The sequence below is a fragment of the Vibrio sp. Vb0598 genome, assembly GCF_033338935.1.
Classification (GTDB): Bacteria; Pseudomonadota; Gammaproteobacteria; order Enterobacterales; family Vibrionaceae; genus Vibrio; species Vibrio alginolyticus.
This window is the reverse complement of the sequence record NZ_JAWOTP010000001.1, coordinates 268940-285832: the sequence shown is the minus strand read 5'-3', so window position 1 is coordinate 285832 and position 16893 is coordinate 268940. Positions and strand designations below refer to the sequence as shown.

Sequence of the window (16893 nt, the reverse complement as noted above, 5' to 3'; positions counted from 1 at the left end):
TTTTATCCAATTAACTCATCCGATAACCTTATTCTGAGAAAGCTTTATTTGAAATAATTCGTAAATTTGTTTAAGTTCCATTGATATTAAATATTGTATACATCACTTAAATGAACGCACAACAAATCAAACCATCTCTAATCATTGTGGAAGACGATCCCAAATTACAAACTATGTTGGGTGAGTATTTTGTTGAACAAGGTTTTCAGGTCAAATGTATCGACAATGGGACGGACGCACCCAATGCGATTATTGACACACAACCAGACGTGGTGCTGTTAGATTTGATGCTACCCGGGCAAGATGGTCTGAGTGTATGTCGTCAAATCCGAGAATGCTACAAAGGCAAAGTGTTGATGCTGACAGCAAGTGATGATGACTTCGATCATGTCGCCGCATTAGAAATAGGCGCAGATGACTTTGTTACTAAACCCATCAAACCTCGCGTATTGCTGGCTCGTATTCGCATGCTATTAAGAAGAAAAGAGGCGGCGCCTACCGAGTCCGAAAACGGCCTACAAATTGGTGTTCTGTGTTTAAACCGGTTGCGTAAATCGTGCGTAATGAACCAAGAAGAAATTGCGCTGACAGACGGCGAGTTCGATTTGTTGTGGGTTCTTGCTACGCATGCTGAAAAAACACTATCACGTGAGTGGCTGACCAAAACACTGCGTGGTATTGAATACGATGGCACAGACCGAACCATTGATAATCGCATAGTGACACTGAGAAAGAAGCTAGGCGATGCTTCTTGCTCACCACAAAAAATCATTACCGTTCGCGGCAAAGGCTACCTATTTATGCCTGATGCATGGAATGAATAATGAGACGGATTTATCTGGAAAGCTTTGTTGGCCTTATCATTCTGTTTATGGCTAGCTTGTGGGGATACGAGTTCTTAGTTTATGAGATCAACACAGATTATGACTACCTATTACAAGAGCATGAGGGTCAAGCTTTTCACGATCTGATCTATCCTATCTATAAAGAACACGGATTAGAATATACTCAACAACAGTTGGAACAATTTGCCACATCAAGCCATCGTTTGTTGGTGCCTCATACGCTTGAAGAGCTTCCAACAGACATCAAAAAGGCGTTTGAAAGTGATACCTCCGTTAACGTCGCTTACGATGAAGAAAGGGATATCTGGTTCCGCCTAGATGCGAGCACGCCTATCTTTAAAATGAGCGATAATCCGAATAGCCCTGTGGTTAAAGCAGCCAACTTTGATGACAATATCGTTTGGTTGTTCTTTTTAGCTGGATTTGCTCTGTATTGCATATTGTTGATCTGGTTCTTAAGCCGTCGGATTCGAGAGCTAGAGAGAGTGACCGTTGAGTTTGCCTCAGGTAACTTCAAGGCTCGAGCTAGTACCTCAAGCGCTAAGTCTGTTGGGACGTTAAACAAAAGCTTTAACACGATGGCCGATAAAGTATCTCGCTTGATCACTAGCAATAAAATGCTAACTAACGCCGTTGCACATGAATTGCGTACCCCAATCTTCCGCTTACAATGGCAAGCAGATTTGTTATCGGATTCAACCTTAACTGAACAACAGAAAAAGTATGTTTACAGTATCGTCGAAGACATTGACGAGATGGAAGAAATGGTTGAAGAATTGCTTTACTACGCAAAGATGGAGCGTCCTGACACAGCATTACAAACTCAAGAAGAAGTCGTCCTATTCAACTTAGTCAAAGAATTACGACAGAGATGGCAAAAAGAGACTACGCTCGCTATCTCGCTTCAAGAAGTAAACTCAGAAAACGTTCTCGCGTTTGCTGACCCAAAATTGTTAAAGCGAGCCTTAGATAACTTGCTGCGCAATGCAATGCGGTACGCGGATAAGCAGATTTTAGTAGAGATAAAACACGATCAGCACCGCTGCTTCATCAATGTTCATGATGATGGCATAGGTATTGAAGAAAAGCATTGGCCTCATCTATTCGAACCATTTTACAGCGCGGATGAATCTCGCAACAAAAAGACGAGCGGGTTTGGGCTCGGTTTGGCGATTGTCAGACAGATAATGGAGCTTCAACGTGGAGAAGTTTCGATTTGCCATAGCCCACTTGGAGGAGCTTGCTTCACACTTAGCCTCAAAAAATCAGACAGTTAACTTAACCTTCCTACCCCATTTACAGAAGACGACACTTCAATACACTCAAGCGACAGAGACCAACAATAAAACAGTGTACATTTAATCCATAAGATTCACACACTAAATGGATAGTACTCATGTATAAATCTTTTATCCTGATTATGGCGCTTACTTCTACGCTTACAGCTTGCGCCTACAACCAAAAACCTGTCGTCGACATGACCAATGTTGACCCTAGTACATATGAACAAGACTTTCTTTACTGCCAAGGCTATGCAGAAAATGTCGACAAATCAGAGGCAGCGAAATCTGAAGCCACTAATGGGGCAGTTACAGGCGCATTGATCGGCGCAGCTGCTGGCGCGCTAGAAGACGGATTAGGTGGAGCGGCTGTCGGTGCTGCTGCCGGCGGTGCTGTAGGAGCTGGAGCTGGTGCTTTGAGTGGAACAAATGATTCAACCAAAACCCAATCTCTCGTATTGCGTAAATGTCTCCAGAACAAAGGCTATACCGTCTACGATCTTGATTAAATAAGCACTTTTCTTAAATTATCGCGCGAAGGATTCTATTCACAAATGTTTCACGCTGTAACGATTAATCTCGTTACCTCTCTGGGATATGTGTTCCATCCCAATGCTTAAATAGTAAGGTCATATTTTGAAGCCAGGTAAAACAGGTATACGCCGTGTCATGGATGCGACCGGCTATTCATTTCAAGGATTGAAAGCCGCATGGACACACGAAGCCGCTTTTAGACAAGAATTGATTCTCGCCTTGGTGCTTTCCGTCTGTGCTTTTTTCCTTCCTGTCACCACATACGAAAGAGTGCTGATGATCAGTAGCCTGTTCTTGGTATTGATCGTCGAACTCATTAATTCCGCCGTAGAAGCGGTTGTCGACCGTGTTAGCGATGACTGGCACGAGCTCAGTGGTAGAGCCAAAGATATTGGCTCAGCAGCAGTATTTGTTGCGTTAACTCTTGCCCTTTTTATTTGGGCTTCGTTCTTGCTCTAATTTTTATTCAAGACACTCATTATGAAGACACATGATTTACAACAGAGAGGTATCTCTTACGTTACCTTTACTTTCCTGTTGGCGCTGTATTTCGCTCTCGTCGTAAATATCCCTATTTATAAAGAACTGATCGGCATCTTTACACACTTAGATAATGTCAAGATTGGATTTATTATCACAATACCAATTTTCTTTCTTGCCGCGCTCAATTTCCTTTTTAATTTATTTAGTTGGCCTTGGATCGGCAAGCCGTTCTTTATAATTTTAATCATTGTTTCAAGTATGGTGAGCTACGCAAGCTATAACTATGGCACACTTTTCGATTCTGGAATGATTGCCAATATTGTTGAAACCGATTCGAGCGAGGCGAGTTCTTACCTGAGTGCTCACTCTGTAATTTGGACGCTGATTATGGGAGTTATCCCAGCGATAATTGTCTTTAAGGTCAAGCTGCAATCTCAACGTCACCAATTACTGTACTTCTCTGTTACCAAATTAGTATCGATGCTGTCGTCGCTAGCTGTCATCGCCGTCATTGCCAGCGTGTACTATCAAGACTACGCATCTGTAGGGCGCAACAATAGCCACCTGAAAAAAATCATCATACCCACCCAGTTCGTTTACAGCGCGACCGGGTATGTGAAGGAGAAATATTTCACCACGCCAGAGCCATATCGAGAAATCGGCACAGATGCAAAGCAGTCAGATAGCGCCGTACAGCAAGCACAGCACAAACCAACACTACTGGTTTTTGTTGTAGGAGAAACCGCTAGAACGCAGAACTACCAACTCAATGGCTATACACGAGAGACAAACCCTTATACTAGTAAATTGGATGTTATCTCATTTCAAGACGTCGCATCTTGTGGCACCGCGACTGCTGTATCTGTGCCTTGTATGTTTTCACAGCTCACGCGAAACGAGTTTGAACGCACCAAAGCGGATAACCAGGACAATGCTCTCGATATAATGCTGCGCGCTGGGGTTGACCTCATTTGGAAAGAAAATGACGGTGGGGATAAAGAAGTAGCCCACAAGATCAAGAAGATTGAAGTGGATCGAAAGCAAGTAAGCCCTATGTGTAATGGCCAAACTTGTTACGACATGGCGCTATTAGATCATTTTGATCAGGAAGTCGCGGATATGCACGGTAACCGAGTGGTCGCCATGCACCTTATAGGAAGCCACGGTCCGACCTACTTTCAGCGTTACCCAAGAGACAACGCCTTCTTTAAACCAGACTGTCCACGTGCAGATATCGAAAACTGTAGCATCGAACAAATAGTGAACACATATGACAATACAATACGCTACACCGATCTTGTATTAGCAGAAACCATCAAAAAACTTAAAGCGTTAGAGTCTGAGTATAATACCGCGCTAATTTACATATCGGATCACGGTGAGTCACTAGGCGAAAACGGATTGTTCTTACATGGTATGCCTTATGGCCTTGCACCAGATTTCCAAAAACGCGTTCCTTTGATTATGTGGCTGTCTTCGGGCTTTAAACAAGCGAAGCAGATCAATACCGACTGTTTGTATAAACAAGCACAGAATGCAGGCCAATACTCACATGATAACGTGTTCCACTCTTTATTAGGCATTATGGATGTACAAACTCAAGCCTACGATAGCAAGTTAGATATATTCAAAGCCTGCCGAGCCGTTTCCTAAATCATTCAATAAAGCCTGGCTCAAAGTGTGAATCAGGCTTTTTCTAACAAGGTATTTAAACTCATCGCCGCGCCAAGCGTTATACTGACAGTCCGCGATCCATACATCGAGATAAGGACTAGGATGAAAATTGGTATTATTGGTCTAGGGGATATCGCTCAGAAAGCATACCTTCCTGTTATCACTCAGCTTCCAAATATCGAACTTGTATTTTGTACCCGCAACCCAAACACACTTGAGAGCCTGGCTAAGCAGTATCGAATCTCAGAGATCTGCCAAGACTACCAGCAACTTCTGCACTTTGGCGTCGATGCCGTCATGATTCATGCGGCAACAAGCGTACACCCTCAAATAGCGGCATTTTTTCTGCAGCATGGAATTCCAACCTTTGTCGACAAACCATTAGCGAACAGTGCTGATGACGTAGAAAAGCTGTACGACATTGCCGAAAAAGAGAGACAGCCACTCTATGTGGGCTTTAACCGTCGTCACATTCCACTTTACAACCAACATATGCCACAAGTGCAGCAAGGCAACATATCTGACTTAAAGTCGCTACGCTGGGAAAAGAACCGTCACCAACTACCGGGGGATGTTCGTACCTTTATATTTGATGATTTTATTCACCCATTAGACAGCGTTAACGTCACAGCCAAAGCCGATCTAAAAGATGCTTATGTAACTCATCAACTTGAAGGTGGTCAGTTGGCGCGTTTAGATATTCAGTGGCAACATGGAGATACTTTGCTCCACGCCTCGATGAATCGCCACTTCGGTATCACTACAGAGCGCGTTCAAGCTTGTTATGCAAACAAGGCAGTTGAGTTCGACTCCTTCGTTGAAGGCAAACTATGGCAAGCTAACCAAGAGCAAAAAATCAATTTGAAAGACTGGACGCCAATGCTGACGAGTAAAGGTTTCCATTCGATGTTGCTCGATTGGTTTGGCGTCGTTGAGTCTGGAAATATTGCTGATGAAGTAGTAACACGCAACATTGCTAGCCATCGATTGGCAGAGCAAATTTGTCAATATCTCGAGAAAGTTGTCTCTAGATAATGCGATTCTTGGCTATATGCTTGATTGAGTATTACGCTCTATACTAAAAAGACTTGCCTTAAGGAAGGCATTCATTCTCTGTTAAGACTACTGCGATTATTCTATCAATCAGGTGAATGAGGGCACAAAAGCACACATCGACAAAACAGACGGTTCAGATTTGTTTTACGGTGCTCTCAGGTATCTGAATCATCACATTCAAGAATAAAGGAAATAGAATGAGAACACTTGGTAACATCATTTGGTTTGTATTTGGTGGCGTATTTATGGGGTTGCTATGGTGGTTTTTTGGTATTTTGGCCTTTATTAGCATCATCGGAATACCTTGGGGGCGTGCGTGTATCGTTATGGGTAATTTTTCCTTTTTCCCATTCGGTAAAGAGGCCATCTCACGCGATGAATTGACCAATGAAATGGACATTGGTACGAGCCCGCTCGGCGTTATTGGTAACGTCCTTTGGTTTGTATTTGCAGGCCTTTGGTTAGCTATCGGTCACGTACTTTCTGCCGCAGCATGCTTTGTCACCATAATCGGCATTCCGTTTGCGCTCCAACACCTCAAGCTAGCGGTTATTTCACTCGCACCAATTGGTAAAACGGTTGTATCGTCAGAAGAAGCTGCAATGGCTCGATACAACATCAATCGTTAGCAAAAAGCTAATGCGCTTTCTATCCTCTGGGCAGTCATGCTCAGAGGGTAACGCCCGTCAAAAGTAAGCCTATAATCGCTATCGCATATTCAATAATGGCTGATTGTATATTCATACCGTCACCTTTACGTTGAAGTTTATCCTAGCTCAGCACTGCTTTACTTTTATAATTAATACGCCCAATCGAGTTCAAGATGCTAGACTCATAGCGTCGTCACTGACTCAAACTCCAAGAACGACGTAACGAAAAAGCGAGCTATCCTATGCTCGAAATATGGATTCTTTCCCCCTCGAAGTAGAGTTCAACAACAAAAAGACGAGCTATAATCATAGCCAAAATTAATGCTTTTCGACCTAAAATATCTCACATCAATCAAAGAAAGCTTCTAAGATTTTCTCTTTTTGAGTAAATATAGAGAGTTACAGTAGCGAAATTCTTCTCGGTAAAACTCCCCACTCAATCTCATGATCAGTTTTTTTAAAAAACAACAAAAATTCGTTGTTATCTAGAGTAATTATTTTATTTGTCGCAGAGCAATTCCATCAATATCATTTGCGACATCGGAGTGCTAGAGCATTGAACTTTTTAGCATTTATCACAGGTATAGAACGTAAAAAACCTTTTATTACTTATTTTTCTTTTTACATATGTTCTAACTCAACGTCTATTCAGACAGGAATATACCGTGGATAAATATCAAGCAGCTTATGCTAAACGTCTAGAGAAACTAAATGGGGATCCATCTCCTAAAACGATAGCCCGCCTTTCGGCTTGGGATGCGTTTTTTAACAAGGAGTACGAGCTCCAAGACTTGGAATACCAGCTATCGGACGCTGCGCACCAGCACTATGAACAGTCGCATGCGAAGAGCGACATTAGCTTCAAAGAATTCAAACGAGCGTTCTATAATGAATCCATCAAAATTTACAATTTAACTGATGGCGCTTCTATCCAGAAAGTATTCACCCCATTACTTTTGCTTACAACGCTCTGGATAGTGTTTGTATGCCTATTTAACAAGTGATCATCAAACTATTCCAACAACGATCAGTATGGGACTACAGGTATGGCTCTATGTAAGGGGGCTAATTCGCTCGGTCTCCTTCACTAAATTAGCGACTCAATTACCCGCAATTCCATAGGCTAAAAGTGACAAGGGCATCCGTTGATGCCCTTTTTATTCAAAGGAACGCAACCTAGACCTTTGGCCCACTTGGGTATAAAACCATTATGCGTTAGGCTGCACGCTATTATCCGATTGATAAAGAGTGGAGCGAAGTGATGGAAAAAGTAGGCTCTCGAGCATTGATTGTCGAAGGTGGAGCCATGCGAGGCGTATTTTCATGCGGCATACTCGATCATTTTCTTGCTAGCGAGTTCTCTCCATTTGATAGCTTTTGGGGAGTGTCTGCGGGTGCTAGCAACTTGGCTGCCTACTTAGCTAAAATGCCCGGACGTAACTTAAAAATCTACCTCGATTACAGCTTAAGAAAAGAATTTATCTCTCCATCTCAACTTCTACGTGGTGGTGATATGATGAACTTAGACTGGATGTGGAATGTCACCCTCGAAGAACTTGGCATCGATAAATCTGCGCTCAAAGCTGATTCACGACCTTTCTTTTTAGGCGTGACGCGTCAAGACAATGGGCAAGCGGAGTACCACCTTCCTGATGTCGACGACTTGGCAGAAACAATGAAAGCCAGCAGCGCACTGCCTGTACTTTACCGAAATGGCGTATCACTGAACGGAATTCAATACGTTGATGGTGGCGTCTCAGACGCACTTCCTGTTGCAGAAGCAATAAAGCGAGGAGCCAAAAAGATTATGGTTTTACGCAGTCAGCCCGCAAGCTATCAAAAGCCAAGAGGAAGATTCAGCGCCCTAACTAAGAGGATGTTGAAAGAAACGCCCGGATTAATTGAACCGATGTTGACACGTGAAGTTCGCTACAATCAGACCTTAGCGCTGATCAACAACCCTCCACCTGGTATCGAAATCATTCAAGTGTGTCCTCCTGAAACATTCAAGTTGAAACGGCTGAGTCGATCGCCAGCACCACTGCGTCATGCTTATGAGTTAGGAATTGAAGCAGGAAAGGAAGCCATCATACGTTGGAGTCAGAAGTAGAAAAAAGCCACGTGGATTAAACGTGGCTAACGCAAATTCGATGGCAGTGGATTATCGTATTTGCTTCTGGTCGAGCCCAATATTCAGGCTCAAAACTGTTTTAATTTGCTCGCTAACTGAAAAAGCGAGTAGGCTGTCAAAACTAGTAAGTTTCAAACAACCCAGAGTTGTAGTCTTGGATGGCTTGTTCTATCTCTCCCATGCTATTCATGACAAAAGGGCCATAATGCACCACGGGTTCATTAATTGGCTCACCAATAAAGATCAGTGCACCACTCTCTTTTTCGGCCTGCAATTCAACCCATTCACCTTTCGATAAAATGGCCATTTCACCTTGATTGATCTCACGACCTCTTAATTGAATACGACCTTTATAGACATAGAGCATCATGTTGTTATCTTGCTCCGTGTTCAAATTCAAAGCTTGACCACCCATCGCTCTCCAATCGGCTACCGTGGCAGCAACACCTGTCTCTGTTAGCGGCCCCTGAATTCGTTCGTTGTTTATAGTCATATGACCCGCAATCAAACGTACAACCCCCGTATTCGGAGTATCAAACTCAGTGATCGTTTCAGGTTGAAAGTCATGATATTGAGCTGGCTGCATCTTATTTTTCGCAGGCTGGTTAATCCAAATTTGGAAACCATGCAGTTCGCCTTCCTTCATAATAGGCATTTCGCTATGGATGACGCCTCTTCCTGCTGCCATCCACTGTGCACCACCGGAACGAAGCTCGCCAACATTATCCATATGATCACGATGCTGGAAATGACCTTTCAACATATAAGTAAGCGTCTCGATACCGCGGTGCGGATGCGGAGGGAAACCGCCGATATAATCAGCGCGGTCTTCTGATTTGAGTTCATCCATCATCAAAAATGGAGAAAAACTAGCATGATTGAAACCCGCTACTCGGCGAATTTTCACTCCATCACCATCAGCAGTAGGTTGCGCAGGAATAAGCTGACGAATTTCTCTGAATGTACTCATACTAGTTCTCCTAGTTTATCTTTGTGACCGCTTGCAAATCGCATGTTCAATCTATGGCTATCGATAAGGTTCTATTTTAGGTTGATGAGCTAAAATTATGAGCCATACTATTCGTTCTACTTATTCAACTTTTTCGAACAATACAATTTATCGAGTTAATAATGAGCACATTTAATTTATCTAAAATAAATGTAGCTATTTTCTAAACAAGGTGTATAGTGTGCCTTGGCTCTTAGAAGAGAGCTGTTAATGCAACATTTAGTTTAAGTTTCCTCTCAGTAAAATCTTGAATCCCCAATTCAGACACCTGCGTACAACTTCCTCTTGATTGAACATTCAATAGCTTAGAAAAGATCCACAAAACAAATCATAATTTTAATGTTTAATTCAAAGGTATTTTTATGTCTAAAGTAACTGGTTCAGTAAAATGGTTTAACGAAACTAAAGGCTTCGGTTTTCTATCTCAAGACAACGGCGGCCAAGATGTATTCGTACACTTTAACGCTATCGTTTCTGACGGTTTCAAAACACTGACTGAAGGTCAGAAAGTAAGCTTCAATGTAGAGCAAGGTAAAAAAGGTCCTCAAGCGACTGAAGTAACTCCTCTATAAGACTGCTTTTCTTGGTGTAGCATGCCCATGCTGCACCAAACCTCTCTCCTTCAAAAATATTCTTTCATCAATCACTCAGCCTAATTTTAGGCATTGCTTTGTGCTATCTAAAATAAACTGAATAGTACTGCTTAATTTATTATTTATAGGAAAAATCATGTCCTCAAAAAGAACTGGCCGTCAAAGGCATTGGTATCAATTACTTAACAAAGAGAAAATCACTAAAAAACAGGAGAATAAATGTTAGAAATTGAATTGAATTTAGAACAACCTCAAACCTCTTGGAACGCTAAAATACATCAATTAAATGGTGATATTTTACGAAGACACGTATTACCGAAACTTCTTTCTCATAGCTTCATGATCGATTTTGAATATTGTGAGAAAACGCAATCTGGAACTATTCTCTGTGATTCAGGTTCAAAGTTAGGAAGTTTTACTGTTAACTGATTCAGTTTTCATGCATTAATGGATAATGCAACTAATTTGGAAGGTATCCAATGGCTAGAAAAAGTAAGAAGCAGTCAGAAAAAGACAAAAAAGAGTCTGAACAAAACGCGGCGGCGGTAAAGCAGAAAACTCGACGCCGCATAGAAGACATTATGGAACAAAGAGAATTTGATAAGTTATTCGATCTATAAATGCTCTCTAGTGCTTTCTCTGCCTTTATCGTTGTGCAAGGTACCGCCACCTACCTTTGCTCAAACGAATCTCCACTCTTTTAGACTACTCTTCTAATTACACGTCCCTCTCACACACGCAAAAACAACTGGCTCCTCTATACTCAAGTGACTTGCAAATAGTCGTTTCGCTCACAGGAAACCCCGTGACTAATGACAGCTAGGTTATTTGCGTATAGCCAAAGCGATATTTTTGCGTATAATCCCTCTCGTTTGCTTCGTATAACCCCAATGATATGGTTTGGGGGTCTCTACCAGTTCCCGCAAAGTGCTGATTACGAAGAGTTGAGATCATCGTGGGTCTTACTCTTTGTGATAGCGTTCGATTTATTTCTATCTATACCTATTCTTAGAGTAACTGCATCCACAATACACATAAGGTGGAATATGAACGCATTTATTCAAGGTCTTCCAAAAGTAGAGCTGCACTTACATATCGAAGGTTCACTTGAGCCGGAACTCTTATTCAAATTAGCAAAACGAAACGGCATCGAGATCCCTTACTCTTCTCCGAGTGAACTACGCAGCGCATATCAGTTCACAGACTTACAATCATTTCTCGACCTCTATTACCAAGGAGCGGGAGTTCTGCGTACGGAGCAAGATTTTTACGATCTCACTTGGGAATACTTACTGCACTGTAAAGAAGACAACGTTATTCATACCGAAATCTTTTTTGACCCTCAAACACACACAGAACGCGGCATAGACTTTGACACCGTTATCAATGGAATCGCTCGCGCGCTAAAAGATGGTCACGAAAAACTTGGCATTACCTCGCAAATTATTGCGTGTTTTCTCCGTCACCTTCCAGAAGAGAGCGCCATAGAGACCCTACAGGCTATTCTGAAACACCGTGATAAGATCATTGGTGTTGGACTAGATTCTTCAGAACAAGGTCATCCGCCAGCTAAATTCAAGCGCGTATTTAAACAAGCAGTAGAAGAAGGCTTACTTACCGTTGCTCACGCAGGTGAAGAAGGCCCCGCACAAAATATTAGCGATGCAATTGAAATGCTTTACGTGAGCCGCGTGGATCACGGTGTTCGCTGTGTTGATGATGAAGCATTAGTTGAATCCTTAATCGAAAGCCAAATGCCACTGACAGTGTGTCCGTTATCGAATCTTAAGCTATGTGTATTCGACGATATGAAAGATCACAATATTGTGGATTTGCTACGAAAAGGTGTCGCCGTAACGATTAACTCAGACGATCCTGTGTACTTTGGTGGCTACATGACGGATAACTTTCTGGCCGTCAACAACGCACATCCAATGAGTAAGAGTGAACTTGCCCAATTTACAATGAACGCGATTGATGCCAGCTTTATCGATAACGAGTTAAAGGCGAAATATCGTCACCTTGTTAGCCAATACGTAAACCAGCACGAAGCGTTGCAATAAAGGCATCAGTGCCACGCCTTAGGTCAAACGCGTAGGTATTAAAACCCTACAAAGACTCTGTGGTTAACCGCATTTATAAACGCTAGACTGAGAAAGCTAAACTAGCACACAAAAAGGAATAGAATCATGATTCAACAAGGCCAAGCTCTACCAGTTGCAACTCTTAGTGAGTTGACTGCCGATGGTATGGTTAACCACGACGTTACAGAACTGTTTGCGAACAAGAAAGTCGTACTCTTTGCTGTACCTGGCGCATTCACCCCTACCTGTTCAGAAGCTCATCTACCAGGCTATGTGGTATTAGCTGATGAGCTAAAGGCAAAAGGTGTTGATTTAATTGCTTGCGTTTCTGTAAACGATGCATTTGTGATGCAAGCGTGGGGCGAAGCTCAAAACGCTTCTGAGATTCTGATGTTGGGTGATGGCGACGCTAGCTTTACTAAAGCATTAGGTCTTGAAATGGATACAGGCGGCTTTGGTGGTATTCGCTCACAACGTTACGCGATGATCATTGAAAACGGCACAGTGACTAAGCTTAACGTTGAAGAGCCAAAAGAGTTTGAAGCAAGCAAAGCAGAAACGATTTTAGCGGCGCTTTAAGCTTACTCCTAAATACAAAAACGGAAGCCATCGCTTCCGTTTTTTGTTGGCTAACGCATTCTCACAACACTCGTTTGTTGCTTACGCTGCATTTCCGCAAAAGTCAGCACAAACGGGGATGACTGCTTTACACGGCTTGGTAATGAAGAAAGCGCATTGTAGGCATCCTGTTTCGTTTTAAAATCACCAACAGTTACCGTATACCAACGCGTGCCTCGGCTGTTTTTCCAGTTAACCCAAACCGGATGCTTAGGATCGATATAGCGAATATAATCTTTCACATCTTTTTCTTGCTTTAGCGCGAGTACCTGCATCGTGTAATGGTTTGGGTTTAAATAACCATATGCATCCTGAGAGGTCATGACTCCAACACATTGGCCGCTATCGACCTCCTGCTGGTAAGGCATAGCGCAGCCCATGAGCGATAAAATCAATGTCAAAGATAAAATCTTGTGCACGTGTCACTCCATTCTTGTTCTAGTTTCTTTTCTCTCGCACCCAAAAACACAAAACGCTCTTGGTCAGGTAAAACACACCCTTACAAGAAGGCCTGCGTTTTAACGCAACGAGTATTCCAAAAACGTAAGGCGACCACGTTGGTCGCCTTAGTAAACTGATTTAATAGAAAATTAACAAGATAGAGTGATATAGACAGAAGTTCGCTACTGTTTAGAACCAGCTAGCGACCAATTGCTTAAACCAGTCTAAAATTCGCTTGAATAAACTGCCTTCCTCCACGGACTCCAATGCAACGAGATCGGCTTCATTTACGACCTTACCGTCGACTTTGTAAAGCACTTTACCAACCACTTGTTGCTCAGAAATTGGCGCAACTAAATCACCGTTGTATTCAACATCCGCTTGCAGATTTTTTACATCTCCTTTTGACAAAGTGAGATACACATCGTTAGCTACGCCGACAGTAAGCTCGTCTTTTTCGCCCATCCAAACTCGAGCTTTCGCAAGTTCCGCACCCGCCTCAGTCGGCATTACCGTATCGTAAAAGCGGAAGCCATAACTCAACAGCTGCTTGCTTTCTGATTCACGAACATTCTCACTCTTCGCTCCCATCACTACGGCAATCAAACGCATATCACCTTGTGTTGCAGAAGTCGCTAGACTATAACCCGCGCCGCTTGTATAACCAGTTTTCATGCCATCGACATTCATACTACGATCACGAAGCAAGCCATTACGGTTGTATTGAGTGATGCCATTGTAAGTAAACGAGGTTTCGCTATACAGCGGATAGATATCAGGTAAGTCACGAATAATCGCTTGGCCCAACTTGGCAATATCATAAGGTGTCGAATATAAACCGTCACTGTCTAGGCCGTGAGGGTTGGTGAATGCCGTGTTAGACAATTCAAGCTTGGCGGCCCAACTATTCATCAAACTCACAAACCCTGATTCACTTCCCGCAACATGCTCAGCAATAGCGACACTGGCATCGTTACCAGATTGAACAATCAGACCACGGTATAAGTCAGACAAAGAAACGGAAGTATTGACTTCAATAAACATTTTTGAAGAATCTGGGAAATTTTTTGCCCAAGCATTTCGGCTGATGACAACCTCATCATTCAACGTAATATTGCCTGTATTAATTTCTTGACCAGCTACATAAGCAGTCATCAACTTCGTTAAACTCGCGGGGTTTAAACGTTTGTGGGCATCACGTTCAACCAGTACTTTCCCCGTATGGAAGTCCATCAAAACATAACCACGAGAACTGAGTTCCGGCGCATTTGGCACAACTGAAGGCGCAGCATAAGCCAACGAGGATACAGCAGCGAACCCTGTAATTAACACTGTGTGTAATATAGTACTTTTTCTCATCATGACATCTTATCTTAGTAGCATTTAAGGCTTACAAACGGTACCCGATTGAATTCAAAGCGCGGGATTACCTAGTTAAAAAACGAGTATATTGAAACGGCGCTCAGTTACAGCCACCTTGTTACGATTGGTTACTTTTACTCAATGTTTGTCGAAAATAATGAGAGGTAGGTAGAGCTTTCGTCTTGAAGAATGAAACAGGAGCGAAAATAATTCCGTAACGCTATGTTTTTTGAGAGGGGAGAAAAAGCGCGCAAGTCAATTCAGGGAGTAAGTTGGTATAGGAAAAGTAATTGAGCTTTTATCCATATCTAAATAGGAAACAACAAAAACAATCAACAATAAGCCCAGCTAATTATTTACCAAGAAAACATATTGAAAACGCATCATAAAATCGTAATTAATTATCGATAAATTTAAAAACCTAATATTATAATTTATGTAAATTTCATTTATTATTAAACTGGAGAAAAATACAGCTTTCCTTTTTTAAAACTAAGAGACGATTTTTTCGATGTTTTTAGGTTTATCTCATCAGAGAACTTGGTATAACAGTGAGGGATAAGGCATCCGGACTTAGCGCGAAAGGATAACCCACTGTTATTTAAGTTCACACGCTGCTTTTTAATGACTAGAGACTTTAAACTGCGGTTACCTTCGGTTTGTGCGGCTATTCTTTGACGTATCCCAACCCAGTACGACTCAAACGACGACATCATACATATCCTCTTTCATGATATAAGCATTAATAATTAAACATCGCTAAAAGCTAAGCTTGTCTTAAATAAAAGTACTAGAAATTAATTTTATTTCTTCAAAATAAATCAACCCGCATATTCCACATAAATTTAGTGGTTATGTCAAATATTAATTATCATTAATTTTATTTATAATGGATATAAAATCAGTTTATAATTTTTAAATAATTTAATTATTAGAAAGCAGTATGACCAGTCCATATTTAACATGGAAATATGAGCTTTGTTTTGCATCATAATATATAAATACATTAAAGATTAATCTACGAACTAAATACTCTTCAAGAGGTGATATAAATTAGCATTTCGAGACTAAATGAGAATAAAAATAGCGCACCGTATATGGTGCGCTATAGATTTGATTAAGGTCACTGTATAAGCATAGATAAAACTAAACTCATTTGACGTAGCTAGGCCAAGATTGCTTATGGTTTAAGTTTCAATACTTTATCAATATCTTCTGCGCTGTGGCGCTCAGGTAACTGCTCCCATTCTTCACCCCATGAACGGTTCACAATTCGACCACGTTTTACCGCTTCACGCTCATCAATTACTTTTGCCCAACGCACAACGTTTTTGTAGCTTTCTACGTCTAAGAATTCAGCCGCATCGTAAGCACGACCCAACACAAGGTTGCCGTACCATGGCCATGTTGCGATATCAGCGATGCTGTACTCATCGCCACCTAGGAATTCATTGTTCGCAAGACGCTTGTCTAATACATCTAACTGACGTTTTGCTTCCATTGTAAAGCGGTTGATTGGGTACTCGAACTTCTCTGGTGCGTACGCGTAGAAGTGACCAAAACCACCGCCTAGATATGGCGCAGAACCTTGCAGCCAGAATAACCAGTTCATTACCTCAGCACGCTTAGCGCCTTCTTTTGGTAAGAAATGATCAAACTTCTCTGCTAGATAAAACAAGATGTTGCCAGATTCAAACACGTTCACTGGCTCAGAACCCGAACGGTCAACCAATGCCGGAATTTTAGAGTTTGGGTTAACAGCCACAAAGCCAGAGCCAAACTGGTCGCCATCGCCAATCTTAATCAGGTATGCATCGTATTCTGCTGCCGTTACGCCAGCCGCCAAAAGCTCTTCAAACATGATCGTCACTTTCTGACCATTTGGGGTACCCATTGAGTAAAGTTGGAATGGGTGCTCACCAACTGGAAGCTCTTGCTCATGACGTGCGCCAGAATCCGGACGGTTGATGCTCGCCCACTGACCGCCGTTTTCATTATCGTTTGTCCAAACTTTTGGTGGAATGTATTCGTTAGCCATTGTTTTCCCTTATTGTGTTTGAATGCATCTTCAAACTGACGGGTCTTACGCGCCAGCAAGCATTATTAACATCACCTCTTCGCCAACTGCGATTA

Annotated in this window: 18 protein-coding genes and 1 riboswitch; of the genes, 14 read left to right on the top strand and 4 right to left on the bottom strand. The window is 42.1% G+C overall.

Annotated features, from left to right (window positions below):
• Positions 1 to 110 precede the first annotated feature (110 nt).
• The 9 genes from R7Q38_RS01345 (at position 111) to R7Q38_RS01305 (ending at position 8632) form a co-directional block, all read left to right on the top strand.
• Entirely contained in the window at positions 111 to 824 is a 714-nt protein-coding gene (locus tag R7Q38_RS01345; protein ID WP_005373673.1) for a response regulator, read from the top strand.
• On the top strand, positions 824 to 2122 hold the full coding sequence (locus R7Q38_RS01340; protein WP_005373675.1) for an ATP-binding protein: 1299 nt from the start codon (positions 824 to 826) through the stop codon (positions 2120 to 2122). Before R7Q38_RS01345 ends, R7Q38_RS01340 begins: the two co-directional genes overlap by 1 nt.
• A 119-nt stretch (positions 2123 to 2241) precedes the next feature.
• Positions 2242 to 2634, top strand: coding sequence for a glycine zipper family protein (locus R7Q38_RS01335; protein ID WP_005373677.1), 393 nt, complete (start codon positions 2242 to 2244; stop codon positions 2632 to 2634).
• A 127-nt stretch (positions 2635 to 2761) separates the two neighbouring features.
• Complete coding sequence (locus tag R7Q38_RS01330; RefSeq protein ID WP_017635149.1) at positions 2762 to 3118, top strand: diacylglycerol kinase; 357 nt, start codon at positions 2762 to 2764, stop codon at positions 3116 to 3118.
• Between the two features lie 21 nt (positions 3119 to 3139).
• Positions 3140 to 4795: a phosphoethanolamine transferase gene (locus R7Q38_RS01325; RefSeq protein WP_239939187.1), complete on the top strand. Its 1656-nt coding sequence runs from the start codon at positions 3140 to 3142 to the stop codon at positions 4793 to 4795.
• Positions 4796 to 4918: 123 nt separating this feature from the next.
• Positions 4919 to 5851, top strand: coding sequence for a Gfo/Idh/MocA family protein (locus tag R7Q38_RS01320; RefSeq protein ID WP_115386524.1), 933 nt, complete (start codon positions 4919 to 4921; stop codon positions 5849 to 5851).
• Between the two features lie 218 nt (positions 5852 to 6069).
• Positions 6070 to 6501, top strand: a complete 432-nt coding sequence (locus R7Q38_RS01315) for a YccF domain-containing protein (protein ID WP_005373685.1) — start codon at positions 6070 to 6072, stop codon at positions 6499 to 6501.
• A gap of 686 nt (positions 6502 to 7187) precedes the next feature.
• Complete coding sequence (locus R7Q38_RS01310; RefSeq protein WP_017635147.1) at positions 7188 to 7526, top strand: hypothetical protein; 339 nt, start codon at positions 7188 to 7190, stop codon at positions 7524 to 7526.
• 257 nt (positions 7527 to 7783) lie between these two features.
• Positions 7784 to 8632, top strand: coding sequence for a patatin family protein (locus R7Q38_RS01305; protein WP_054577745.1), 849 nt, complete (start codon positions 7784 to 7786; stop codon positions 8630 to 8632).
• 142 nt (positions 8633 to 8774) lie between these two features.
• On the opposite strand, the gene R7Q38_RS01300 is transcribed toward R7Q38_RS01305, so the two are convergent.
• Positions 8775 to 9623, bottom strand: coding sequence for a pirin family protein (locus R7Q38_RS01300; RefSeq protein WP_054577744.1), 849 nt, complete (start codon positions 9621 to 9623; stop codon positions 8775 to 8777).
• A 401-nt stretch (positions 9624 to 10024) separates the two neighbouring features.
• On the opposite strand from R7Q38_RS01300, the gene R7Q38_RS01295 reads away from it, so the two are divergent.
• The 5 genes from R7Q38_RS01295 to R7Q38_RS01275 all read left to right on the top strand — a co-directional run bounded on the left by R7Q38_RS01295 (position 10025) and on the right by R7Q38_RS01275 (position 12918).
• Positions 10025 to 10234: a cold-shock protein gene (locus R7Q38_RS01295; protein WP_005373691.1), complete on the top strand. Its 210-nt coding sequence runs from the start codon at positions 10025 to 10027 to the stop codon at positions 10232 to 10234.
• 240 nt (positions 10235 to 10474) lie between these two features.
• Positions 10475 to 10684: a hypothetical protein gene (locus R7Q38_RS01290; protein WP_171342624.1), complete on the top strand. Its 210-nt coding sequence runs from the start codon at positions 10475 to 10477 to the stop codon at positions 10682 to 10684.
• A 50-nt stretch (positions 10685 to 10734) separates the two neighbouring features.
• Positions 10735 to 10875, top strand: a complete 141-nt coding sequence (locus R7Q38_RS01285; RefSeq protein WP_017633782.1) for a PA3496 family putative envelope integrity protein — start codon at positions 10735 to 10737, stop codon at positions 10873 to 10875.
• Between the two features lie 237 nt (positions 10876 to 11112).
• Positions 11113 to 11212: riboswitch (purine riboswitch) on the top strand.
• Positions 11213 to 11301: 89 nt separating this feature from the next.
• The gene (locus R7Q38_RS01280) at positions 11302 to 12318 is read left to right on the top strand and encodes an adenosine deaminase (RefSeq protein ID WP_213867594.1); all 1017 of its coding nucleotides are present in this window, start codon (positions 11302 to 11304) and stop codon (positions 12316 to 12318) included.
• Positions 12319 to 12444: 126 nt separating this feature from the next.
• Complete coding sequence (locus R7Q38_RS01275) at positions 12445 to 12918, top strand: peroxiredoxin (protein ID WP_005373699.1); 474 nt, start codon at positions 12445 to 12447, stop codon at positions 12916 to 12918.
• Positions 12919 to 12968: 50 nt separating this feature from the next.
• Here the strand turns inward: R7Q38_RS01275 and R7Q38_RS01270 are convergent, their stop codons facing one another.
• From R7Q38_RS01270 to yghU, 3 genes are all read right to left on the bottom strand, one after another.
• On the bottom strand, positions 12969 to 13376 hold the full coding sequence (locus R7Q38_RS01270; protein WP_005373701.1) for an SPOR domain-containing protein: 408 nt from the start codon (positions 13374 to 13376) through the stop codon (positions 12969 to 12971).
• Between the two features lie 211 nt (positions 13377 to 13587).
• A complete protein-coding gene (locus R7Q38_RS01265; RefSeq protein ID WP_213962733.1) occupies positions 13588 to 14757 on the bottom strand; it encodes a D-alanyl-D-alanine carboxypeptidase family protein in 1170 nt (389 codons plus the stop codon).
• A gap of 1183 nt (positions 14758 to 15940) precedes the next feature.
• Positions 15941 to 16798, bottom strand: coding sequence for a glutathione-dependent disulfide-bond oxidoreductase (gene yghU, locus R7Q38_RS01260; protein WP_005373705.1), 858 nt, complete (start codon positions 16796 to 16798; stop codon positions 15941 to 15943).
• Positions 16799 to 16893: the final 95 nt, after the last annotated feature.

Bases quoted from the DNA above. Each gene is read 5' to 3' on its own strand.
- R7Q38_RS01315 (WP_005373685.1), top strand. From the start codon at position 6,070: ATGAGAACACTTGGTAACATCATTTGGTTTGTATTTGGTGGCGTATTT.
- R7Q38_RS01340 (WP_005373675.1), top strand. From the start codon at position 824: ATGAGACGGATTTATCTGGAAAGCTTTGTTGGCCTTATCATTCTGTTT.
- R7Q38_RS01335 (WP_005373677.1), top strand. From the start codon at position 2,242: ATGTATAAATCTTTTATCCTGATTATGGCGCTTACTTCTACGCTTACA.
- R7Q38_RS01345 (WP_005373673.1), top strand. From the start codon at position 111: ATGAACGCACAACAAATCAAACCATCTCTAATCATTGTGGAAGACGAT.
- R7Q38_RS01295 (WP_005373691.1), top strand. From the start codon at position 10,025: ATGTCTAAAGTAACTGGTTCAGTAAAATGGTTTAACGAAACTAAAGGC.
- R7Q38_RS01275 (WP_005373699.1), top strand. From the start codon at position 12,445: ATGATTCAACAAGGCCAAGCTCTACCAGTTGCAACTCTTAGTGAGTTG.
- R7Q38_RS01325 (WP_239939187.1), top strand. From the start codon at position 3,140: ATGAAGACACATGATTTACAACAGAGAGGTATCTCTTACGTTACCTTT.
- R7Q38_RS01265 (WP_213962733.1), bottom strand. From the start codon at position 14,757: ATGAGAAAAAGTACTATATTACACACAGTGTTAATTACAGGGTTCGCT.
- R7Q38_RS01285 (WP_017633782.1), top strand. From the start codon at position 10,735: ATGGCTAGAAAAAGTAAGAAGCAGTCAGAAAAAGACAAAAAAGAGTCT.
- R7Q38_RS01300 (WP_054577744.1), bottom strand. From the start codon at position 9,623: ATGAGTACATTCAGAGAAATTCGTCAGCTTATTCCTGCGCAACCTACT.
- R7Q38_RS01305 (WP_054577745.1), top strand. From the start codon at position 7,784: ATGGAAAAAGTAGGCTCTCGAGCATTGATTGTCGAAGGTGGAGCCATG.
- R7Q38_RS01290 (WP_171342624.1), top strand. From the start codon at position 10,475: ATGTTAGAAATTGAATTGAATTTAGAACAACCTCAAACCTCTTGGAAC.
- yghU (WP_005373705.1), bottom strand. From the start codon at position 16,798: ATGGCTAACGAATACATTCCACCAAAAGTTTGGACAAACGATAATGAA.
- R7Q38_RS01320 (WP_115386524.1), top strand. From the start codon at position 4,919: ATGAAAATTGGTATTATTGGTCTAGGGGATATCGCTCAGAAAGCATAC.
- R7Q38_RS01280 (WP_213867594.1), top strand. From the start codon at position 11,302: ATGAACGCATTTATTCAAGGTCTTCCAAAAGTAGAGCTGCACTTACAT.